The following is a 21,762-nucleotide window of genomic DNA, read 5'->3' on the forward strand; positions in this document are numbered from 1 at the left end:
ACATCACGCCAACGCGGCAATGCAGCCGGGGAGTTACGGAGGTGCGTGGTGCTGCCAGATCGGGGACGAAACGGCCGGAAAGCGCGCATCTTCGGCACGCCCGTCACACGCGGGCATGCCCTCTTCCGGCGCGTCATCGGCATCCACACGGCCTGGGACTCCGTCGGCGACGGCGAGTTCTTCTGCCCCGGCTGCGGCGGCGACCGCAACTACCAGCGGCTCACCGGGCGGCGCCGCTTCATGCTGCTGGGCCTGCCGGTCGTGCCGCGCGGCGACGCGGGCCCGGTCATCCAGTGCGCCGCCTGCCAGGACCTGTTCGACCCCGACGTCCTGGACCACCCCACCACCACCCGGCTCTCCGCGATGCTCCGCGAAGCCGTGCACACCGTCGTCCTCGCCGTCCTGTCCACCGGCGGCGCCGCCTCCCGCACCACCCTGGAGACCGCCGTCGCCGCGCTGCGCGGCGCCGGCTTCGACGACTGCACCCGCGACGAGCTCAGCGCCCTCGTCGACGCGCTCGCCGCCGACACCGGCCGCGCCACCGACCCCGACTGCGGCCCCGCGATCCCCGGCCTCGCCATCGAACTCCACGAGGCACTCGGCCCGCTCGCCCCGCACCTGGCCCCCGCGGGCCGCGAGGCGCTGCTCCTCCAGGGCGCCAGGATCGCCCTCGCCGACGGCCCCTACACCCCCGCCGAACGCGACGTACTCGCCACGGCGGGCTGCGCGCTGACGATCGGCTCGGACGACGTGGCCCGGCTCCTGGTGGCGGCGCGCACGCCCTCCTGAGGGCCCCGTGACCGCCGCGCCGACTTCACCGCGCGTACTCCGCCGGGAGTAATCCCCACCCCCGGCCTCCGTACGCCGTACCCCTCAACTCGGTCGCGAGCCGGACGGAACGAGGGGCGGGTGCCGGAAGGGTTGACGTTGAACATGTCATCCCTGCCGAAGGAGGCCCGTCATGGGGGCCGCACCGAACAGCGTCGCCTCGCCACGGCGGCGGCGCGCCGTGCCCTGGGTGTTTCTGGGGCTCTGGGTCGTGGTGCTCGCGCTCGCCTCGCCGTTCGCGGCGAAGCTCGCCGATGTGCAGAAGGACCGGCCGGTCGACTATCTGCCCGCGAGCGCCGACTCGACCGAAGTCGCCGAGATCCAGGACCGGTTGCCCGGGGGCGAGGCCACCGAGCTGGTGCTCGTCTACCACCGCGACGGCGGGCTCACCGCCGCCGACCGCCGGCTCGCCGGTGCGCAGGCCGCCGAGATAGCGGGGGCCCACGAACTCGTCTCCGAGCCTCGCGGCGTGCCCTCCAAGGACGGCACCACCCTCGTCTACCCGGTCGCGAGCACCGATCCTGGACAGGACGAGGAGAAGCGGAACGCGCTCGTCGAGGACGTGCGGGACATCGCCAGGGGCGAGGGCGGGCTGAGCGTCGACGTCGGGGGATCCGGGGCGCTCGACACCGACGCGGGGGAGGTCTACGACTCGCTCGGCGGGCCGCTGCTCTACACCACCGCCGCCGTGGTCGCGCTGCTCCTGATCCTCATCTACCGCAGCCCGTTCCTGTGGCTCGTGCCGCTCGCCGTCGCCGGGGTCGCGGACTACTTCGCGATGGCCGTCGCGTACGGACTGAACCAGGCCTTCGGGACGTCCGTCACCGGGCAGAGCGCGGGCGTCATGACCATCCTCGTGTTCGGCGCGGGCACCGACTACGCGCTGCTGCTCGTCTCCCGCTATCGGGAGGAGCTCAGGCGGATCGAGCGGCCCTACGACGCCATGGTGGCCGCGCTGCGCGGCTGCGGGCCCGCCGTGCTCGCCTCGTCGGGGACCGTCGCCGCGGGGCTGCTCTGCCTGCTCGCCGCCGACCTCAACAGCAGCAGGGGCATGGGGCCGCTCGGCACCGTCGGGGTGCTCTGCGCGCTCGCCACGATGCTGACCCTGCTGCCCGCGGTCCTCGTGCTGCTCGGGCGGCGCGTGTTCTGGCCGCTCGTGCCCGCCTTCGGCAGCGTGCCCAAGGCGCGGCGCGGGCTCTTCGCGGCGATGGGCGGTTCGGCGGGGCGGCGGCCGCTCACCGTGCTCGCGGGCGGCGCCGTGCTGCTCGGGGCACTCGCGCTCGGCGCGTTCAACCTGCCGGGCGCCCTCAAGCAGGAGGACTCCTTCACGAAGAAGCCGGACTCCGTGGCCGCCATGGAGACCCTCGCCGCCGCCTATCCCGAGCAGGGCACCCAGCCCCTCACCGTGATGACACCGGCCGCGCGGGCCGACGCGTCCCTCGCGGAGATCCGGGCCACCCGGGGCGTCGACAGCGCGGCACGCGGCCGTACGGCCGAGGGCTGGACGGAGATCTCCGTGCTCGCGTCGGCGCCGCCCGAGTCGGCGGGGGAGACCGCCACCATCGAGGCGCTCAGGGACGGGCTCGACGGGTCCTACGTCGGCGGGGCCAGCGCCCAGCAGCTCGACCTGAAGGACACCAGCGCGCGGGACCGGACGATCGTGGTGCCGCTGGTGCTCGCGGCCGTGCTGCTGATCCTCGTCGTCCTGCTGCGCAGCCTCGTCGCGCCGCTGCTGCTGCTCGCCGCGGTCATCGCCGTCTGGGGCGCCTCGCTGGGCATCGCCGGGTTCGTCTTCGAACCGCTCTTCGGGTTCGGGGGCACCGACCCGGGGCTCGGCCTGCTCTCGTTCGTGTTCCTCGTCGCACTCGGGGTCGACTACGGGATCTTCCTGATGCACCGGATGCGTGAGGAGTGCCTGAACGGGGCCGAACCGGGGACGGCCGCGCTCACCGCACTGCGCACCACCGGCGGCGTCATCGCCTCCGCGGGCCTGGTGCTCGCCGCCACGTTCGCGGTGCTCACCAACATGCCGCTGGTCCAACTCGTCGAGCTGGGCTTCGTCATCGCGGTCGGCGTGCTGCTCGACACCTTCCTGGTGCGTACGTACCTGGTGACGAGCGCGAGCGTGGCGCTCGGCAGGAAGGTGTGGTGGCCAGGGCCGCTCGCCAGGCCGCGTGCCGTCGGGGAGCCGCGGCCCGAACCCGTACGGGTGCCCGCGCCGTGACCTTCGTATCCAGGGCGTCCCTCCCCTCCCGGAGGGGCGCCCGCGTGCCGCAGGATGAGGCGGTGGACGACACCGTGAACCCCTCCGGGCGCGCGCGCCCGCGCCTGGTCGAGCGGATGCCCGGTCTCCGCCTGGTCGAGCGGGTGGCCGCCATGCCCGCGCCCGCCGGACGGCTCGGCGCCGACGTCCTGTTCGCCCTGGTGATGTTCGCGAGCAGCGGCGCCGTCGTGGGGTTCGTGCGCGACAACGGCGAGCCGCCCGGCGCGGCGGGCTGGACGCTGCTCGTCGCGGCCCACGCCGTCATCGTGTGGCGGCGGCGCGCGCCGCTCGGCGTCATGGTCGCGCTGATCGCGATCCTGATGTCGTACCACCTCCTGGACGTCAACCACACCGCCCCCATGGCGGTCTCGATGTGCGCCCTCTACACGGTCGCCTCGCGGCGCCGCCCGCTGTACGCCGTACTCGTCGGCGCGGTCGTGCTCACCGTGATGCTCAGCCTGAAGTTCTCCGAGGGCATGGCCCAGGGCGCCGAGTCGCTGCGGATCTCCGGCTGGATCGTGGCCTTCCTGCTGCTCGGCGTGTACGTGCGCATGCACCGGCAGTACGTCGCCTCCGTCCTTGAGCGGGCCGAGCGCGCCGAGCGCACCCGCGAGGAGGAGGCCCGGCGCCGGGTCGCCGAGGAACGGCTGCGGGTGGCCCGCGATCTGCACGACCTGCTCGCGCACAGCATCACCCTGGTCGGCGTCCAGACGTCGGTGGCCGCGCACGTCCTGGCCACCGACCCGGACCGCCTGGACCGGGCGGCCGTGGCCAAGGCGCTCGACGACGTCGCGGAGACCTGCCGCAGCGCGCGGGGCGAACTCCGCGCCACCCTGGAGGTGTTGAGGTCGGGAACCGAGGGGGACGCCGCGGAGGCCAGGGGCCCGCTGCCCGGCCTGGACGGCCTGCCCGACCTCGCGGCGGCGGCCCGCACGGCGGGCGCCGACGTGGAGCTCTCGGTGGCCGTGTGCGAGGCGCCGCCCGTGGTGGGCGCCGCCGTCTACCGCATCGTGCAGGAGGCGCTCACCAACGCCGTACGGCACGCGGGTCCCGGCCTCGCCGTCCGCGTCGCCGTGCGGGTCGCGGACGAGGCGCTGAACGTGACGGTCGCCGACGACGGCGCCGGGGCCGAAGAGCCTTCCCACGCACCGGGGTTCGGCCTCGTCGGGATGCGCGAGCGGGCCCGCACCGTCGGCGGCACGCTGGAGGCGGGGCCGCGGCCAGGCGGCGGCTTCCTGGTGTCGGCCGTGCTGCCCCTCGCGCCGGTGTCCCTGGGCGGCCTGACATGATGAACTCCGGCTCAGGAGGCCCGAGATGACCGTGCGTGTGCTGCTCGCCGACGACCAGACGCTGGTGCGTGCCGCGTTCGCGATGCTCGTCGATTCGGCGCCCGGCATGGAGGTAGTCGGGCAGGCGGGCACCGGCCGCTCGGCCGTCGAACTCGCCCGCGCCGCACGGCCCGACCTCGTCGTCATGGACATCCGCATGCCCGACCTCGACGGCATCGAGGCGACGCGGCTGCTCGCGGCGGACCCGGACCTCGCGGACGTCAGGGTCCTGATGCTCACGACGTACGACACGGACGAGCACGTCGTCGACGCGCTGCGCGCGGGCGCGTCCGGCTTCCTGGTCAAGGACACCAGGCCCGCCGAACTCCTGGACGCGATCCGCACGGTGGCGGCCGGCGAGTCACTGCTGTCGCCGGGGCCCACGGCACGGCTGATCGCCCGGGTCCTGCGGGCGCCGGACGCCGCCGAGCTGACCGGGGCGGGCGGCCCCGAAGGGCTCTCGGAGCGGGAGCGGCAGGTGCTGCGGCTCGTCGCGCGCGGCCTGAACAACACGGAGATCGCCGAGACGCTCGGGCTGAGCCCGCTGACCGCGAAGACCCACGTGAGCCGCATCATGGGGAAGCTGGGCGCACGCGACCGCGCCCAACTCGTCATCGTGGCCTACGAGTCGGGGCTCGTGTCGCCGGGATCCGTGCCCTCGTCGTGAGCCCTCGCGGTGCGCGGCGAGGTCACATCAGGCCCGCCGCCGCCAGGTACTTGCCGACCCGCTCGATGTCCTCGGCCGACAGCGGGATCTGCGGCGCGGCCGTGGCGGGGCAGTCGATGATGCCGCGCAGCCGCAGCGCCGCCTTGAAGGCGCCGAGCGCCGACGAACTGCCGCCCATCCGGGCCGGATCGCCCACGGTGACCATGCCGAACAGGCCGCACAGACGCTCCTGTTCGGTCCGCGCGAGCGCCCAGTCGCCCGCGCGGCAGGCGCGGTACAGGCGCACGTACCCCGCCGGGTCGACGTTCCCGAGCCCCGGCACGACACCGTCCGCGCCCATCGCGAGCGCCGCGTCGGCCGTCACCTCGGAGCCCGTGAGCACGCTCAGGTCCGTCGGGCCCGACCGCCTGCCGAGGATGACGCGCCGGAAGCCGCCCTCGTCGCCGCTGGAGTCCTTCAGGCCCGCGAGGACGCCCTCCGCGGCCAGTTCCAGGACCAGTTCGGCGGACAGCTTCGTGTGGACGGCCATCGGCAGGTCGTACGCGAGGACGGGCACCGCGGAGCCGCGCGCGACGAGCCGGTAGTGGCGGGCGATCTCGGCGGGGTGCGTGCGCGTGTAGAAGGGGGCGGTGACCACCACCGCGTCGGCGCCGCCGGCGCCGAGCGCGCGCACGTGGTCCAGGACGCGGGGCGTCGTCATGTCGATCGCGCCCGCCAGGACGGGCAGTTGACCGGCCACGTGCCGTACGACCGTGTCGAGCACCAGGGCCCGTTGCCGGTCGGTGAGGTAGGCGACCTCCGAGGTCGAGCCGAGCACGAACAGGCCGTCCACACCGCCCGCGACCAGATGGTCGACGAGCCTGACGAGCGACGCGGTGTCCACCTCGCCCTCCGGTGTCAGGGGGGTGCAGACGGGTGGGACGACACCGGTGAGCGGGGCGGGCGGAGTCATGGACGCTCCCTGATGGCTGGGGCCGTGGCGGCGGCCTGGGTGACGAGATCGTGGGTCGACTGTCCTATGCCCACGGGGTGGTGGCAGCGGAACGTGTGCGCGGGGCCCGCGGGTTCCGGATTCGGCATCGCGGTCGCGCACACCTCGTCGGCCTTCCAGCAGCGGGTGCGGAACGGGCAGCCGCTCGGCGGGTGGGTCGCCGAGGGCACGGGACCCGCCAGCGGAATCGGGTCGATGGGGTCGAGGAGTCCGGGCGTGGCGGAGAACAGGGCGCGGGTGTACGGGTGCCTGGCCCGGTCGAGGATCTCGGCGGCGGGCGACTCCTCGACGATCCTGCCGAGGTACATCGTGACGACGCGGTCGCTCATCCTGCGGACGGTCTGGATGTCGTGCGAGACGAAGACGAGGGCGAGGCCCAGGCGTTCCTTCAGGTCGAGGAGGAGGTTCAGGATCTGGGCGCGCACGGAGACGTCGAGGGCGCTGGTCGGCTCGTCGGCCACGACCAGATCGGGTTCGAGGGCGAGCGCGCGGGCGATGGCGACGCGTTGGCGTTGTCCGCCGGACAGTTGGCCGGGCAGGGCGTCGGCGAGGGCCTTGGGCAGGCCGACGAGTTCCATCAAGTCCCGTACGCGGATGTCGCGTTCCCTCGGGGTGCCGCGCCTGTGCACGTCGAGCGGGTCGCGCAGGACCTGCCGTACGGGGAGCCTGCGGTTCAGGGCCGTCGAGGGGTCCTGGAAGATCATGCCCGTGCGGGTGCCGATCGCCGTCCGTCGGGGTGCGGGTCTCATCGTCCAGAGGTCCTGGCCCCGGAACGACACCGTCCCCGTGGTGGGGCGCTGGACGCCGACGAGCACCTTCGCCAGGGTCGTCTTGCCGCAGCCCGATTCGCCGACGATGCCTACCGTTTCGCTCGGGGCGATGGACAGGGAGGCGCTTGTCAGGGCGTACACCTTGTCCCGGGACAGGAGGCCGCCCGAACGGGCCCTGTGCACTACGTGTACGTCGTGCAACTCCGCGATGGGGGTGGTCATTTCGGATCACTCTCCTTCGTGGGGCGGCGGGCAGGCGGGATGTCGGGTGCGGGTTCGTGGGGGCTGGTCGCGCCGTTCCCCGCGCCCCTTGGGGGCGCTCCTGCCTGCGCCGGGTGGTGGCATGCCGTCGCGTGGGAGCGGTCGCCGATCAGCTCCGGTGCGTCGCTCCTGCACACGGAGGAGGCCAGCGGGCACCTGTCCGCGAAGCGGCAGCCCCGGGGGAAGTCCGCGGGGGACGGGACCACGCCCTTGATCTGGGTGAGGCGGCGCGCCGCCGATTCCAGGGAGAGCACCGAGCCGAGCAGGCCCCGCGTGTAGTGGTGGGTGGGGTGCTCCACCAGGTCGGCGGTGACGCCCGTCTCGACGATCTGGCCGCCGTACATCACCACCACCCGGTCGGTGACGTCGGCGACGAGGGCCAGGTCGTGCGAGACGAGGATCAGCGCGAAGCCCAGCTCCTCGCGCAGCCGGAGCAGGAGCTGGATGATCTGCGCCTGGACGGTGACGTCGAGCGCGGTGGTGGGCTCGTCGGCGACGATCAGTTTCGGGTCGCGGGAGAGGGCCATGGCGATCAGGACGCGCTGGCGCTGGCCGCCGGAGAGTTCGTGCGGATAGCTGCGCAGGGTGCGTTCCGGGTCCAGGCCGACCAGTTCGAGGAGTTCGACGGGGGTGCGCCTGCCGCCCCTTCGTACGACCTGTTTGAGCTGGGCGCGGACGGTCATCGCGGGGTTCAGCGAGGAGAGGGCGTCCTGGTAGATCATCGCCATGTCGTGGCCGAGGAGGCGGCGCCGGGCCCGCATCGGCAGGCCGGTGAGCTCCTGCCCGTCGAAGGTGACGCGGCCCCTGACCCGGGCGCCCCTCGGCTGGAGGCCCATCACGGTGAGGGCGGTCAGCGACTTGCCGCAGCCCGACTCGCCGACCAGGCCGAGGACTTCGCCGGGGCGTACGGAGAAGCTGATGCCGTCGACGATGTCCACGCCGCCGTGGCGCTGGTCGAAGCCGACGGCGAGGCCGTTGACGGTGAGCACCGGGGCCCCGTCGGGCAGTGGGCGGGCCCGGGAGCGCAGGCGGTGGGCGGCCTCGGTCAGGCCGGGCAGCGCGAGGACCTCGCCGCTGCCGGGCGCGGCGGCTTCGAGGGGGTCCTCGTCGCGGGCCTTCGCCACGTCGCGCCCCGAGACGTCGCGGGTGGAGGGCGCGGCCCAGGCGTCGGAGACGCCCTCGGAGAGGATGTTGAGGGCGAGGACGGTGAGCAGCATCAGGAGGCCGGGGAAGACGGTCGCCCACCAGCCGCCGATCAGGACCATGTTCTTGCCGTCGGCGACGACGCTGCCCCAGGACGGGTCGGGCGGCCGGACGCCCGCGCCGATGAAGGAGAGCGACGCCTCGAAGACGATGGCCTCGGCGACCTGCACGGTGCAGAAGACCAGGATGGGCGCGGCGCAGTTGACGGCGACGTGGCGGATCAGGATGTGCGGCGTACGGGCGCCGATGATGCGTTCGGCGACCACGTAGTCCTCGCCGTACTGGTCGAGGACGTTGGCCCGTACGACCCGGGCGATCGGCGGTGTGAACAGGAACGCGATGGCGCAGATGAGGACGACGATGCCGCCGCCGAAGACCGCGACGAGCACGGCGGCGAGGGCGATGCCGGGGAACGCCATGACGACGTCGAGGCAGCGCATCAGCGCCTCGTCGACGGCCTTGCGGGAGGTCGCGGCGATCGCGCCGATGACCGCCCCGACGACGAGGGCGAGCAGGGTGGCGCCGAGCCCGATGGCCAGGGACCAGCGGGCGCCGTACATCAGCCTGCTGAGGATGTCGCGGCCCAGGCTGTCCTGGCCCATCCAGTGGTCGGCCGAGGGGTGCCCGGTGCCGTCGGTCTGGGTCTGCTGGTCGAGCGGGTCGTGCGGGGCGAGGAGCGGGGCGAACAGTGCCACCAGGACGACGAGGCCGACGACGGCGACGGCGATCCGGGACAGGACGGGCAGTCCCCGCAGGGGGCGCGGCCTGATGCCGGGAACGGAGAGGCGTGCGGCGAGTGCCTTGCGCGACGCGATCATCAACTGGCTCCCCTCAGACGCGGATTGACCAGGAGGTGGAGGACGTCGATGACGAGGTTGACGACGACGAAGCCGACGGCGGTGGTGATGACGACGCCCTGCACGACGGCAGGGTCGCCGTTCTTCACCGCGTCGATCATCAGTTTCCCCATGCCGGGCAGCGAGAAGATCGTCTCGATGACGACGGCGCCGCCGAGCAGATAGCCGACGCGCAGACCGAGGACGGTGAGCGGGTTGATGAGCGCGTTGCGCAGGACGTTGCGGCCGACGACCACCACCGGGGGCAGTCCGCTGCCGACGGCCGTGCGGACGTAGTCCTTGTCCAGCTCCTCGACCACGGCGGTGCGGATGATGCGGGTGAGGCCCGCCGCCACCGGCAGGGAGAGCGCGAAGGCGGGCAGCGTCATGGTCTTGAGCCAGCCGGTGAGGGAGTCGCCGGGGTTGATGTAGCCGCCGGTGGGGAACCAGCCGAGGTCCACCGCGAGGTACTGGATCATCAGGAGCGCCAGCCAGAAGCCGGGCGCCGCGACACCGGTCAGCGAGACGACGCGGATCAGCTGGTCGGGCAGCCGGTCGCGGTAGATCGCGGCGGTCACGCCGAGGGCCAGGGAGAGGACGACCGCGATGCCGAGGCCGAGGAAGGCGAGCTGCATGGTGAGCGGCAGCGCCGTGGTGACCTGGTCGAGCACGGGGGAGCGGTTGAGGACGCTGATGCCCATGTCGCCCCGGAGCAGGTCCCCCACGAACGCGACGTAGCGGACCGGCAGCGGGTCGAGGAGGCCGTTCTCCTCCCGGAAGTCGTGGAGCTGCTGGGGCGTCGGGTTCGCGCCCTGGAAGAACGCCGATGCCGGGTCGACGTCCGAGAACCGCATCACGAGGAACACGAACAGGACGATGCCGAGCAGCAGCGGGACGAGCAGGGCGATGCGGCGGGCCAGGATTCTGAGGACTGCGGTCACGGCGTACGACTCCTGAACTGGCTGGGGCTCCTGGGATTCCAAAGGCTCCCGAACTGGCTCCGGATCAGGCCCACTTGGCCTGGAGCAGATTGATCCCCGGGTAGGGCTGGGCCTTGACGCCGGTGATCTTCTTGGGGTCCCAGGCGGTCATCAGCTCGTTGTGCACGACCGGGTAGAGCACGGCCTGCTCGGCGACGACGTCGATGTAGTCCTGGATCATGGCCCGCTTCTTCGACGCCTCGGGCTCGCGCGTCGCCTGGTCCATGTCCTTGAAGAGCTTCTTGGCGACGGAGTTGCCCGCCCAGCGCGCGTAGCCCATCCAGATGTTCTCGGGGCCGTAGTTGTAGTGCATGATCAGGTCGGCGTCGAGCCCGAACTGGTTGGGGTTGGAGGCGGCCGCGACCACCTGGAAGTCCTTCTTCTGGTCCAGCTTGGTGAAGACGGCGGTGGTCTCCTGCGGATCGAGGGTGACGTCGACGCCGAGCTTCTCCCAGCCGTCCTTGATGGTCGGCAGGCAGTCCACGATCCAGCTCACGTTCACGGCCATCAGGTTGATCTTCAGGCCGTCGACCCCGGCCTCCGTCAGGAGCTTCTTCGCCTTCGCCAGGTCGTAGCCGTACACGGACTTGGCGGGCCGGTAGGAGGGGTTGGACTCGTTGAGGAAGGACGTCGACGCCTTGCCGTGGCCCTTGAGCGCGGCCTCGATCATCTTCTCGCGGTCGATGGCGTAGTGCAGGGCCTGGCGTACGCGTACGTCGTCGAACGGCTTGTGCGCGGTGTTGAAGAGCAGGAACAGGTTGTTCATGCCCGCACCGCCCTCGACGGTGAGGCCGCCCTTCTTCAGCTGCTCGATGTTGGCGTACGGGATGTTGTCGGCGATCTCCGCGTCCGCGCTGCCGCCCGAGATCTTCGCGACGCGCGGCGCGGCGTCCACGATGGTCAGCCAGTTCATCTTCTTGAAGGCGGCCTTGCGCGGCCCGTTGTAGTCGCCGAACGCCTCGAAGGTGGTGTTCGACTTCGCGTGGTGCGCGGTCTGCCGGTAGGGGCCCGAGCCCACCGCCTTGCCCTTGGTCGCGTCGTCCCAGGCGCCGGGCTCGGAGAACACGTGCTTCGGCATGATCTTGGCGAGGGAGAGGCGGGCCGCGCCGTCGGGGAAGGGGAACTTCAGGATCAGCTCGACGTTCATCGCGTCGACCTTCCTGACCTCCTTCAGCCAGCTCGCGAAGAAGCCCTTGGCCAGGGTCTGCGTCTTCGGGTCGAGGATCCGCTCGAAGACGAAGACCACGTCGTCGGCGGTGACCGGCTTGCCGTCGTGCCACTTGGCGCCGGGGCGCAGCGCGAACTTCCAGGTGGTCGCCTTGAGGTCGGCGGGGATCTGGGTGGCGAGGGCGGCGTAGGGCTCGCGGGTGATCGGGTCGGTGCCGAGCAGCCCCTCGTAGATGTGCTCGTTGCCGGCCATCGCGAACGCGGACGCGGTCTGCGTCGGGTCCCAACTGCCGTCGTTGCCATAGCCGATGACGGCCGTGAGCGTGGCGTCGCCGCCCTTGCCGCCGCCCCCGGTGTCGTTGGTGGACTCGGGCCCCGACGAACAGGCGGAGAGCGTGGTGGTGATGGCGGCGGCCGCGCCAAGGGCACCGGTGTACCTGAGGAAGGAGCGGCGGTCCGGCGCGACTCCGTGGTGCGTGGTCCGGGGGGTCTGGTCGCTCACTGTGTCTCCCTTGAGAGATCCCACGTCCTACGTCGTGGTGGCGTGGCGACCATAGGAGCGGTGCGGGACCCGGTCAAGAGATCGCGCAGGGATCCGAATGCGGCGAACTCGTACCGGAGGTGGGACGTGGGATGTCACCCGTGCCTACGATGACCCGCATGCCTGAGGAGCCAGTCCGAGAGCGGCGTGTGAGCGGTCAAGTGCGGCGTGAGGTCGTGCAGTTGATCCTGGACAGGGGGCTGCTGCCCGGCGCCCCGCTGCCCACCGAGACCGAGCTGATGGAAGCGCTCGGCGTCAGCCGCAACTCCGTGCGCGAGGCGCTCAAGGCGCTCCAGGCCCTGGACATCGTGGAGATCAGACACGGCTACGGAACGTACGTCGGCCAGGCGTCCCTCACCCCGCTCGCCGACGGTCTGACCTTCCGCGCGCTCGTCCGGGTCCGCGACGACGACCACGCCCTCGCGGAGATCCTGGAGGTCCGCGAGGTCCTGGAGGAGGGCCTGATGCGACGGGTCGCGGGCTCCCTCACGGATGCGGAACTGTGCTGCCTGGAGGACCTGGTGGGCCGCATGGAGGACGCGGCGGAGACCGGCACGGCCTTCCCCGACCTGGACCGCGAGTTCCACGAGACGCTCTACCGCTCCCTCGGCAACGAGCTGGTGCCACAGCTCCTCGGCGCGTTCTGGAACGTCTTCCACCGGGTGGCGGGCGCACGCGGCTGGTCCAACGACCCGGCGCCGGACGTGACGGTACGCAGACACCGGGACATCGTGACGGCGCTCCGCGCCAGGGACGTGGGGCGCGCGCAGCGGGCGATGGCGGACCACTTCAGGGGGATCGGGGAGCGGGCGGGGCAGGGGATGCGGGGGGTGGGGTGAGCGGGTCCCGGGTGCTCGGCGGAGCCTCCGACGCGGCTCCTAGGCCGACGGCGCATCCGATGCGAGGGCGTAGGCGAGGCCGTCCGTGGGGTCGGTGTCCAGGCCCGTGCGGTAGGACCTCTCGTACGCCGCGTCGCCTATGCACGACCTGATCCGCAGCTCCGACCGCTCGCGCGCGGCGAGGAGTTCGGGCATGCCCATCTGGGGGAGGCCGACGGTCTGCCACATGCGCTGGCCGATGCCGAGCAGCCGGGCCGCCCGTACCCCGTGGCCCGATGCGGCGGTCGTCGACGCGAGCAGGTCCACGGTCATCACGGTGCCGATGGTGTCGTGCAGCAGCGCCTTGCCGCGCAGCGCCGACCGGGCGTGCGCGGCGGCCTCGGCGGGCCGGCCGAGGCCGACGGCGGCCAGCGCCCTGGTGTACTCGGCCCAGGCGTGCATCCACCGCTCGCCGCGCCGCGCGCACCGGTCGCACAGCGCGTCGGCGACGGCGGCGGCCGCCGCGAACTCCCCGCGGTGGACGTGCACGAACGCACTGGTCACCTGGTTCAGGAAGTGAGCCGCGGGAAAGGCCCCGCGCCCGGCCCCGGCCCCACCCCTGCCCCCGGCTTCGTCGTCCGCCGGGAGGTCCGCCACCGAGGCGAACACCTCGGCGGCCGCCCGCTGATCGCCCCGCAGGGTCAGCGCGGCGCCCTCGAGATAGGCCGCGGCGGCGGCCGCGTCCGGGTCGGTGCTGTCCCGCACCGCCTCGCGGAACGCGGCGGCGAGCCGCCAGGCCGCGCCGGTGTCGCCCTGCGCGATGGCCACCACCCCGTTCGCCCACAGGGCCTTGGCGCGCGCGGGCCCCGGCTCCCCGCACACGTCGAGCGCCCACCCGAGATAGTGCCTGCCCTCCCGCGTGAATCCGCACGCGAACCAGAAGAACCAGAGCGCGCCGCCCATGTCGAGCGCGGCGCGGCCGTGCCCCTGGGACAGAGAGAAGTCCAGCGCCGTACGGAGGTTGGCGTGCTCGGCCGCCAGGCGGTTGTACCAGTCGACCTGGTGCGGCCCCATCCACTCCGCGTCGGCCCGCAGCACCAGGTCCAGATGGTGGTCCCGGTGCGCGCACCGCGCGGTGTGCTCCTCGTCGAGCTCGCGCAGCCACTGGGCGCCGTACTCGCGGACGGTGTCGAGCATGTCGTAGCGCGGCGGGCGCTCCGTGCCGTTCGAACGGCGGCGTACGAGGGACTTGGCGACCAGGCCGTCCAGGAGTTGTTCGACCTCGCCCGCCGGGATCGGCCCGCCCGCGCCCACCGCACGCGCGCCGCCCAGGTCGAAGCCGCCGTTGAAGACGGACAGGCGCGCCCACAGCAGCCGTTCCAGGGGCGTGCACAGCTCGTGGCTCCAGCCGATGGTGGTGCGCAGCGTGCGGTGGCGCGGCAGAGCGGCGGTGCCGGTGCCCGACCGTTCGGTGAGCGCGTCGAAACGGTGCTGGATGCGGTCGGCGAGCTGTTCGAGGGAGAGCTCGGCGAGCTGCGCGGCGGCCAGTTCGATGGCGAGCGGGATGCCGTCCAGGCGGCGGCAGACGGCGGCCGCGGAGGCCCGGCGCGCCGCGCACAGTTCGAAGCCGGGCAGCGCGGTCGCGGCGCGCTCCGCGAAGAGCGTCACCGCGTCGCTGTGCTCGGGCGGCGCGTCCCTCCGTGTGGGCGGGCGGGGCAGCGGCAGCGGGCACACCGCCACGACGCGCTCGCCGCGGGTGCCGAGCGGCTGCCTGCTGGTGGCCAGGATTCGCAGCTCCGGGGCGGTGTCCAGGAGCGTGCGGGCCAGCCGGGCGCACTCGGTCACCAGGTGCTCGCACGAGTCGAGTACGAGCAGGAGCTGCTTGCCTGCGAGCCACTCGGCGGCCAGTTCCTCGGGCGGCCGCAGGGTCTGGTCGGCCAGGAGCAACTCTTCGAGCAGCACGTTCCCTAGCAGGGAGGCGTCGCGGAGCGGGGCAAGCCGGACCAGGCGGGCCCCGTCGGCGTACCGCTCCTGGAGCCGGTGGGCGGCCCGCAGGGCGAGACGCGACTTCCCGACGCCGCCCACCCCGGTCAGGGTCACGAGGCGGGCCCCCGCCAACAGGTCGCTGATCTCCCGCAGTTCGGCTGCCCGCCCGACGAAACTCGTTGTCTCAGAGGGGAGATTCATGATCCGTAGTCTCCTCCGCGGGGGTGGGAGGGGCGCCCGATTGCCGCAAGTTGAGCCCTGCCGAGGACGATGCGCTCACATTCCCACAACGGAGAGCCAGCTCCGGTCAGCACTGCGACTGGCGCGATCAATGGGGGGCCGCGACGGTTCCGAGCACGGAACCGGAGGCGCCCGCGCCGGGTAGCTCGCCGCGCTGCTGACCGGGGCCGGTCCTCAGTGCTGCTGCGGCTTCTGCGGTGTCGCCTCGCTCGGGCGGACGATGACGTGGCCCTCGCCCTGGAGCATCAGCTGGACCGCCTCGCCCGAGCCGCCGCGGATCATCGAGCCGATCGACTGCGAGCGGTGCAGGGTGGTGCTGAGGTTGGCGGTCCAGCCGACGACCGCGTCCGTGTCGACGTACACCGGCTGGTCCTTGCTGACCGGGATGACCAGGGGATTGCCCTCGCAGATCAGGCCGAGGTGGCCCGAACCCGTGAAGACGCTGTTGAACAGGCCGCCGCCGGTGATGCCCGCGCCCTTCACCGTCTCGATCTTGTACGAGAGGGTCGCGTCGAAGCAGAGGACGTTGCGGCCGTTGACGGTGAGCACGTCGCCGGGCTCGATGTCGACTATGAAGCAGTTCTGCGCCTCGTGCGCGAACCACGCCTCGCCCCGGCCGCGCACGGCCATCAGCGGAAGCCCCTCGCCGGTCACCGCCCGCTTGAGCATGCCGCCGACGCCGCCCTGGCTCTTCCGCTCGAACTGGAGGTCGCCCCGGTAGGCGATCATCGCGCCCTGGCGCGCGAGCATCTCGCCGTTGACCGCGTACTTGATGGACTTGGCGTTCTGGAGGGTCATGCCGGGCACGTGGGCCGGCTGCGCCATGTGGTCGTTGGAGAACAGGTCACTCTTCATGCCCACATCTTGGGCTATGCCTTCCGGGCGCGGAAGCGCATGCCACCGGATTCCGGGTGCAGGTGGACCGCCGGCTCCGAGAAGCCCGCCGCCGTGAGCCGGGCGGGCAGCTCGACCGGGTCCACCGTGTTCATGATGTCCCCGACGTGCAGCTCGTCCAGTTCGCGGCTGGGCTGGCTGTCGCTGCCCGCGAAGACCCCGCCGGGCCGCAGCACGCGGTACGCCTCGGCGAAGATGCGGTCCTGGAGCGCGTCGGTCGGCACGTGGTGCAGCATCGTGAAGCCGACGACCGCGGAGTACGTCGCGTCGGGCAGCGGCAGCCGCGCCGCGTCCGCGTGCAGGACGCGGACCCGGTCGCCCCAGCCGCGCTCCAGGAGTTCGGCGGTCGCCCCGTCGATCTCCACCGAGGTGAGGGAGGGGACGAGGTCGACGAGCAGCCGGAGGTTGGCGCCGTAGCCGGGCCCGATCTCCACCACGTCGTCGCCGAGTTCGATGTCCTCAAGGGCCCACGGCAGGATGCGGTCCTTCACGGTCCGCGCCCACTCCTCGGAGCTGCACAGCTGGCGGTGTGCTTCGTTCATCGGCATACGGCGACGCTAGGCCGGGCCGTACCGTGTCAGCCACGGGCTAGGCTGCCGTCCCATGTCGCGAACCGGACAGGGCCGATCCACCGGAGCCGCCGGATCCGGCGCGCCGATCACCACCGCGATCTTCGTCGGCGACTTCGCCATGCCACGCGGCCGCGCCTTCCGTACGCACACCCACCCGGCCCATCAACTCGCCTGGGCGGCCAGGGGGTTGCTCCGCGTACGCACCGCGCAGGGCACCTGGCTGCTGCCGCCCTCCCTCGCCCTGTGGATCCCCGCGGGACTGCCCCACGCGACCGCGGCGGAGGGCGACACGGTGATGCGGAGCCCCTACGTCGATCCCACGCACTGCCCCGTCGACTCGGTCTGGACCGAACCGACCGTCCTCGCCGTCGGCCCCCTCCCGCGCGCCCTCATCGACCATCTGGTCCGCGACGACCTGCCCACGGACGCCCGCTCGCGCGCCGAGGCCGTTCTCCTCGACGTCCTGCGGCCCGTTCCGGTGGCGACCGTCTCCGTCTCCGAGCCGCGCGACCCGCGGGCCCGCACGGTCGCGCGGGCGCTCGTCGCCGACCCGGCCGACGACCGGACCCTGGAGGCCTGGGGGTGCGAAGCGGGCGCCTCCGAAAGGACATTGGCGCGGCTCTTCGTCACGGAGACCGGCCTCGCCTTCGGCCAGTGGCGCAAGCGCCTGCGGATGCGCGCCGCCATGCCCCTCCTCGCCGAGGGCCTGCCCGTCGAGGCGGTCGCCCGGCGCGTCGGCTACGCGTCGGCCAGCTCCTTCGTCGCCGCGTTCCACCGGGTCGTGGGGCTCACGCCCCGCCAGTACTTCCCCGTCCGCGAGGAGTGACGCCCCGGGCACGCTTCGGCCCGCACCGAAGCGTCGCGCCCTTACGTTCGTGCCATGACACTTCGGTACGAGGAGTTCCGCGACCTGCACCACCGCCCCGGCGCGCCCCTGTTCCTGCCCAACGCGTGGGACCACGCGTCGGCCGCCGCGCTCGCCGCCGCCGGGTTCCGCGCGATCGGCACGACCAGCCTGGGCGTGGCCGCCGCGGCGGGCCTGCCGGACGGCACGGGCGCGGCCCGAGCGCAGACGCTACGACTGGCCCACGGCCTTGCCCGCACCGACACCCTCGTCACCATCGACATCGAGGGCGGCTTCAGCGACGACCCGAAGCGAGTCGCGCTGCTGGTGGGTGAGTTGGCTGACGCGGGCGTCGTAGGCGTGAACATCGAGGACGGCCGCCCGGACGGCACGCTGCGCGACACCGCCCACCAGAGCGAGATCCTGCACGCGGCGTGCGAGACGGCATCCGGCCGACTCTTCGTCAACGCCCGCACGGACACGTACTGGCTGCCGGACGCCGGGGCGGCGGAGGAGACGGCCGAACGACTTACCGTCTACCAACAGGCGGGTGCGGAAGGGGCGTTCGTACCCGGACTACGGGACGTACACGCGATCGCGGAGCTGACCGCGGCGCTCGACGCCCCGCTGAACGTCCTCCACGCGCCGGAAGGACCGTCCCTCCGGGCGCTCGCCGAGGCGGGCGTCCAGCGGATCAGCACCGGCTCGCTGCTGTTCCGCGCGGCACTCGGCGCGGCGCTGACGACGGCCACGTCGGCGGCCCGGGGCGCCCCGGCCCCCACACACGTCCCGTCGTACGCCGAGACGCAGGCCCTCGCCGACGCGGCAGCCCCTCCGGTGTCAGACCACGTTGGAGTCACCGATGTCGTTTACCTCGACCCAGCCGCAGGAGAAGACCAGGCAGTTCAACTGGCGAGGAAGCAGCATTGAGCATGATCAGGGACGCCGGAAGCTGTTCACGACAACCGCGTCCCCGTAGCTGTGCGGGTCCGCTTCTTCCACGTTGAACCCCGCTGAGATGAGGATTCTCAGAAGAGCTTCCCGCATGCACGTATGGACGGTTGAGGAGTGGCGAAGCGCGTGAGGCGGATTCGAAGGATCGACTCCACCCTCCAGAAGAGTCACAGCGGCAGTGACCAGTTCTTCCCCTGCGTTCCAGTTCACCAGAACTCCGCCATCGGCGACGGACTCTACGTGAACCTCCGCCCCTGGCCTGCTTTCGAGATCGCCCCCGAGGCCACTCCGGTACACGGGAAAACCGGCTTGGGTCAACGAGCGGCAAGCCTCTTCAGCCAGTGTGCTGCGCTGGGCGAGGACCTTCGATGAGGCTTGCGGAGGCAGGTCAAACTCGTCTCTTGCCATGCGTCGTTCGCTTTCCTTTTTGGTCTTGGCCTGGCAGGGGGCGTGCCAAGTTTCCCCCGCCGGTTCGCTTGGCGTAGTGAGACAGCAGTTGCCTCCCCCGCGCTCTCCATGCCGGGAAGGTAAGGGGCGACCGCATCGGGTCGCGACTCCATGAAGATCGGGCAGAGCAAGAAGTGGAGAAGCATCAAGACGCCTGGATCACGTGCGCGATTTCCTCGGCCGTTGACACGACGGCTACTTCCCACCCGTCCCTGATGCCCTCAGGAAGCAACTCACGGTCCGCTCCTCGACTGAGGATCACTTTGATCTGGAGGAAGCTGCCGTCCCGCGCCGTCACGTAGGGGTCAAGGACTTCGTGTGCGGTTTCCCTGTCCAGCACCGCCGGCTCACCACCCATGAACCGGCAAACGAAGATCTCGTAACTCACAGTCCCCCCATAGTGAATGTCAGATGCGGCAGCCCCTCCCGCGTCAGGCCCGGATCAGTATGCGACCTTGCCCGTCCCGTCGTTGCCGCCGGAGAACTCCAGGTAGAACTCCCAGCCGTTCGGGACCTTGTCGTCGAGCACCTTCCACTGGCCCGCCTTGGCGTACTGGTAGTCCTGGCAGCCGTGGCGGTAGCAGATCTTGACGTGCCGGTTGTAGTTCACCTTGATGTTGATGTCGGCGCAGTTGCCGGTGGTCTTGGCCCAGGCGGTCCCGGCGGGCCAGATCGTCGTGCCGTCGCTGCCCTCGGCCTTGTAGTTCTTCGCGCTGCCGTAGCAGGACTGGATCTGGACCCCGTCCTTCGGCGCGTCGGCGCTCGCCGTGGCGGCGGTCGCGGCGGCCATCCCGCCGCCCAGCATGGCGGCGGTCAGCGCGATCGAGGCCATGCGTGAACGTATGCGCATGAGTGTTTCCCCCTGTGTGGTCTTCGTCGTGGTCTTCGTCCGTGGTCACCGGCGTACTCGCCGACGAGCGGAGAAGTTACGCGGGGGCACGGGCCGGAGACGTCAACCCGTGGGTGTCTGTCGGGGGTAAACCTGGGCGTTAGCCGGGGCGGAGGGTAAACCTGGGTGGCAGTGGGTGCCCCGCGCGAAGCGAGGCGCCCCGTCACGGTGCGGTGCTCGACGGGCCTTCCCGGGACGGGGAGCCGGAGTCGGGGGAGGAGCGGTCGTACGTCAGTTGGTCCTTGTTCCCTTCGGAGACGCGCCGCAGTTGGTCGTCGCTGGTCAGTGTCAGTGTCGAGCGGGGGCCTGGTGCGCAGGACCCGGGCGGCTTCGCCGAAGCGACCGTCGACCTGCCCAGCCGGACGCTGTTGAACGTGACGGACTCCAGCTTCGCCGTGAACACGCAGTGGTACCCGTGACCGCCTTTCGTCGGCCCGTCCGCCCGCAGGGTCATCACGGTGTCGGCCACGTCGCCCGGTCTGATCACGAGCGTCCGGGTGTGCTTGCCCTGCGTGTTCTCAAGCGTGGCTTTCCAGGTGCCGACGTAGAGGTCCAACGTGCCCGCCTGGGGCTCGACCGTCACGACGGAGTCTTCGTGGAGGTAGGCGTAGGCGCCGAAGGCGATGGCCATGACGGCGGCGACCGTGGCCAGGACGAGGGCACGGCGCGGGCGCGCCCCGGCCGGGGGCCTTTCGAGGGGACCGAGGGCCACCGGCGGGGGCATGCCGGACGGAGAACTCGCGTCGATCCTCCCCGTATCGGCCCTCTCCGCCACCTTCCCCCGCACCGACGCCCCGGCGCCGGCCCTCGCCCCCACGGGCAGCCCCGGCACGCGGACACCGATGAGCGCGCAGGCGACCCTCCGCGTCAGCGTGCGGCCCTGCCCCAGGGGCAGGGTGCGATCGCCGGGCGGGCGCCGGTCCACGCCGATCGTGGCCGCGGCGGCCCGGCGGAGCAGCGTGGGCCGGGTCATTCGGTGCTGCTCCGGCCCGGGGCGGGGCGCCGGGGGCCCACCTGCGGCTCGTCCGGCGACCCGGTCACGGGCGACTGGGCGGGCTGCGCCGCCTCGGAGTCACCGATGAGCACCTCCGCCAGCCGGGAGTGCTTGAGCTGAACGAGGATCAAGGGCGCCGACGCTCCGACGGCGAATGTCGCGAAGCCCCCGCTGACCTGGCCCCAGGACGCCATGAGGACCGCCACCCCGGCGCCCAGCACGGTGTGCACCACCGCCGCGATGCTCTCGCCCGCGACGTCGTAGAACGTGCCGAACGCGGGCGGCCCCTCCGCCCCGGGCTGCTCGGCGAGCCGGAACTCCCGCCGCCGCACGAGCCATTCGGACATGCAGTCGTATGCGTGCACGATCCCACGTGCCGCCCCGCCTGCCGCACCGATCAGAAGCAGACTCGCAGTGTCCACGTGTCCTCAGCCCATGCAGCGAGACTTAGACGGTCGACACAAAAGGGTACGGACCTCCTCATCGCATGAGAAGAGGACCGCCCGGGTAGTTCATCGCCTGCCAACAAGCCTGCGAGGCAAGGGTGTTGGTCCCTCTGCGCCGTGTCGGTGCGCGTCTCCTCCGCCCATCGTCGGCTCCAGACGGTCAGCGGGTCCCGTTCCCCGCACGGATGCCCGGTGATCCGTCGCCGGGCCGATCGAGCTGAGTGCGAGGCGGCCGCCGCGGCCCGGACGGGGGGCAGCCGCGACGCCGGAATCGCCGAGCGCACCGTCCTGGTCGAGTTCAGTCGCCGGTCGTGCCGTCGAGCAGCTCGCGCAGGATGTCCAAGTGGCCGTTGTGGCGGGCCGTTTCCTCCGTGAGGTGGAGGAGGATCCAGCGCAGGTCGACGTGGAGGCCGTCGCGGATGGTTCCCTCGGTGCGCTTGTCCAGGGCGGTCGCCGCGGCCAGTTCGCGGTAGCGGGCGCTTTGTTCGGCGTACTCGTCCAGGAGTTGAGTGAGCGGGAAATCGACCGCGACGCGCATCTCGCGGTCGGGGTCCTCCTCGGTCCAGGGGCCCTGGTCCTCCTCGCCGAGGAGGACCACCTGGAACCAGTAGTACTCGACCCAGCGGAGGTGGTTGATCACTCCGCTCATCGTCATCAGCGGTGAGCCCGGAAGGAGCGCCTTGCGGGCGTTCTCCGCGGAGACGCCCTCGCACTTGGCGCGGGCGGTGTCCCGCGCGTAGTCGAGGAACGTGGTGAGCTGGGTGCGCTCGTCCCATGCGGGCGGCGTGTCATCGATTCTGGTCATCGCGCGCAGCGTCCCCGATCGACACGTCCGCTGTCGAA

General features: G+C 72.0%; 20 protein-coding genes. 7 read left to right on the forward strand and 13 right to left on the reverse strand.

Annotation, left to right across the window (positions count from 1 at the left end; translation table 11 throughout):
• Window positions 1-48: 48 nt before the first annotated feature.
• The 4 genes from ACIO9J_RS17220 to ACIO9J_RS17235 all read left to right on the forward strand — a co-directional run bounded on the left by ACIO9J_RS17220 (window position 49) and on the right by ACIO9J_RS17235 (window position 5,086).
• Window positions 49-789: a TerB family tellurite resistance protein gene (locus tag ACIO9J_RS17220; RefSeq protein ID WP_402001044.1), complete on the forward strand. Its 741-nt coding sequence runs from the start codon at window positions 49-51 to the stop codon at window positions 787-789.
• A 172-nt stretch (window positions 790-961) separates the two neighbouring features.
• Window positions 962-3,052 (forward strand): MMPL family transporter, encoded by a 2,091-nt coding sequence (locus tag ACIO9J_RS17225; protein WP_401999380.1) that lies wholly within the window; start codon window positions 962-964, stop codon window positions 3,050-3,052.
• Window positions 3,049-4,380 (forward strand): sensor histidine kinase, encoded by a 1,332-nt coding sequence (locus ACIO9J_RS17230; protein WP_401999383.1) that lies wholly within the window; start codon window positions 3,049-3,051, stop codon window positions 4,378-4,380. The genes ACIO9J_RS17225 and ACIO9J_RS17230 overlap by 4 nt, the downstream gene beginning before the upstream one ends.
• Window positions 4,381-4,405: 25 nt before the next feature.
• Window positions 4,406-5,086: a response regulator gene (locus ACIO9J_RS17235; protein ID WP_401999386.1), complete on the forward strand. Its 681-nt coding sequence runs from the start codon at window positions 4,406-4,408 to the stop codon at window positions 5,084-5,086.
• A 22-nt stretch (window positions 5,087-5,108) separates the two neighbouring features.
• On the opposite strand, the gene ACIO9J_RS17240 is transcribed toward ACIO9J_RS17235, so the two are convergent.
• The 5 genes from ACIO9J_RS17240 to ACIO9J_RS17260 all read right to left on the reverse strand — a co-directional run bounded on the left by ACIO9J_RS17240 (window position 5,109) and on the right by ACIO9J_RS17260 (window position 11,796).
• On the reverse strand, window positions 5,109-6,038 hold the full coding sequence (locus ACIO9J_RS17240; protein ID WP_401999388.1) for a dihydrodipicolinate synthase family protein: 930 nt from the start codon (window positions 6,036-6,038) through the stop codon (window positions 5,109-5,111).
• On the reverse strand, window positions 6,035-7,069 hold the full coding sequence (locus tag ACIO9J_RS17245; protein ID WP_401999391.1) for an oligopeptide/dipeptide ABC transporter ATP-binding protein: 1,035 nt from the start codon (window positions 7,067-7,069) through the stop codon (window positions 6,035-6,037). Before ACIO9J_RS17245 ends, ACIO9J_RS17240 begins: the two co-directional genes overlap by 4 nt.
• A complete protein-coding gene (locus ACIO9J_RS17250) occupies window positions 7,066-9,129 on the reverse strand; it encodes a dipeptide/oligopeptide/nickel ABC transporter permease/ATP-binding protein (protein ID WP_401999393.1) in 2,064 nt (687 codons plus the stop codon). The genes ACIO9J_RS17245 and ACIO9J_RS17250 overlap by 4 nt, the downstream gene beginning before the upstream one ends.
• Window positions 9,129-10,088 carry an ABC transporter permease gene (locus ACIO9J_RS17255; protein WP_401999396.1) on the reverse strand — a complete coding sequence of 320 codons (960 nt, stop codon included), beginning with the start codon at window positions 10,086-10,088 and terminating at the stop codon, window positions 9,129-9,131. Before ACIO9J_RS17255 ends, ACIO9J_RS17250 begins: the two co-directional genes overlap by 1 nt.
• Before the next feature lie 64 nt (window positions 10,089-10,152).
• Window positions 10,153-11,796 carry an ABC transporter substrate-binding protein gene (locus tag ACIO9J_RS17260; RefSeq protein ID WP_401999399.1) on the reverse strand — a complete coding sequence of 548 codons (1,644 nt, stop codon included), beginning with the start codon at window positions 11,794-11,796 and terminating at the stop codon, window positions 10,153-10,155.
• Window positions 11,797-11,945: 149 nt separating this feature from the next.
• On the opposite strand from ACIO9J_RS17260, the gene ACIO9J_RS17265 reads away from it, so the two are divergent.
• Complete coding sequence (locus tag ACIO9J_RS17265) at window positions 11,946-12,674, forward strand: FadR/GntR family transcriptional regulator (RefSeq protein ID WP_401999402.1); 729 nt, start codon at window positions 11,946-11,948, stop codon at window positions 12,672-12,674.
• A gap of 39 nt (window positions 12,675-12,713) precedes the next feature.
• Here ACIO9J_RS17265 and ACIO9J_RS17270 read toward each other — a convergent pair whose 3' ends face one another.
• The 3 genes from ACIO9J_RS17270 to ACIO9J_RS17280 all read right to left on the reverse strand — a co-directional run bounded on the left by ACIO9J_RS17270 (window position 12,714) and on the right by ACIO9J_RS17280 (window position 16,321).
• The gene (locus ACIO9J_RS17270) at window positions 12,714-14,840 is read right to left on the reverse strand and encodes an ATP-binding protein (protein WP_401999405.1); all 2,127 of its coding nucleotides are present in this window, start codon (window positions 14,838-14,840) and stop codon (window positions 12,714-12,716) included.
• A 213-nt stretch (window positions 14,841-15,053) separates the two neighbouring features.
• Window positions 15,054-15,734 (reverse strand): AIM24 family protein, encoded by a 681-nt coding sequence (locus ACIO9J_RS17275; protein ID WP_401999408.1) that lies wholly within the window; start codon window positions 15,732-15,734, stop codon window positions 15,054-15,056.
• A 14-nt stretch (window positions 15,735-15,748) separates the two neighbouring features.
• Window positions 15,749-16,321, reverse strand: a complete 573-nt coding sequence (locus tag ACIO9J_RS17280) for a class I SAM-dependent methyltransferase (protein ID WP_401999411.1) — start codon at window positions 16,319-16,321, stop codon at window positions 15,749-15,751.
• 55 nt (window positions 16,322-16,376) lie between these two features.
• On the opposite strand from ACIO9J_RS17280, the gene ACIO9J_RS17285 reads away from it, so the two are divergent.
• Together ACIO9J_RS17285 and ACIO9J_RS17290 are read left to right on the forward strand one after the other, a co-directional pair.
• Complete coding sequence (locus ACIO9J_RS17285) at window positions 16,377-17,171, forward strand: AraC family transcriptional regulator (protein ID WP_401999414.1); 795 nt, start codon at window positions 16,377-16,379, stop codon at window positions 17,169-17,171.
• 54 nt (window positions 17,172-17,225) lie between these two features.
• Complete coding sequence (locus tag ACIO9J_RS17290) at window positions 17,226-18,119, forward strand: isocitrate lyase/phosphoenolpyruvate mutase family protein (protein ID WP_401999417.1); 894 nt, start codon at window positions 17,226-17,228, stop codon at window positions 18,117-18,119.
• 616 nt (window positions 18,120-18,735) lie between these two features.
• Here the strand turns inward: ACIO9J_RS17290 and ACIO9J_RS17295 are convergent.
• The 5 genes from ACIO9J_RS17295 to ACIO9J_RS17315 all read right to left on the reverse strand — a co-directional run bounded on the left by ACIO9J_RS17295 (window position 18,736) and on the right by ACIO9J_RS17315 (window position 21,724).
• Window positions 18,736-18,978, reverse strand: a complete 243-nt coding sequence (locus tag ACIO9J_RS17295) for a hypothetical protein (protein WP_401999420.1) — start codon at window positions 18,976-18,978, stop codon at window positions 18,736-18,738.
• 54 nt (window positions 18,979-19,032) lie between these two features.
• Window positions 19,033-19,440 carry a hypothetical protein gene (locus tag ACIO9J_RS17300; RefSeq protein ID WP_401999423.1) on the reverse strand — a complete coding sequence of 136 codons (408 nt, stop codon included), beginning with the start codon at window positions 19,438-19,440 and terminating at the stop codon, window positions 19,033-19,035.
• 202 nt (window positions 19,441-19,642) lie between these two features.
• Entirely contained in the window at window positions 19,643-20,452 is an 810-nt protein-coding gene (locus tag ACIO9J_RS17305; RefSeq protein ID WP_401999426.1) for a hypothetical protein, read from the reverse strand.
• Window positions 20,449-20,820: a hypothetical protein gene (locus ACIO9J_RS17310; RefSeq protein WP_401999429.1), complete on the reverse strand. Its 372-nt coding sequence runs from the start codon at window positions 20,818-20,820 to the stop codon at window positions 20,449-20,451. Before ACIO9J_RS17310 ends, ACIO9J_RS17305 begins: the two co-directional genes overlap by 4 nt.
• A 397-nt stretch (window positions 20,821-21,217) precedes the next feature.
• Window positions 21,218-21,724, reverse strand: coding sequence for a DinB family protein (locus ACIO9J_RS17315; RefSeq protein WP_401999432.1), 507 nt, complete (start codon window positions 21,722-21,724; stop codon window positions 21,218-21,220).
• Between the last annotated feature and the right edge of the window lie 38 nt (window positions 21,725-21,762).

The sequence above is a fragment of the Streptomyces sp. NPDC087300 genome, from assembly GCF_044744425.1.
GTDB lineage: Bacteria > Actinomycetota > Actinomycetes > Streptomycetales > Streptomycetaceae > Streptomyces.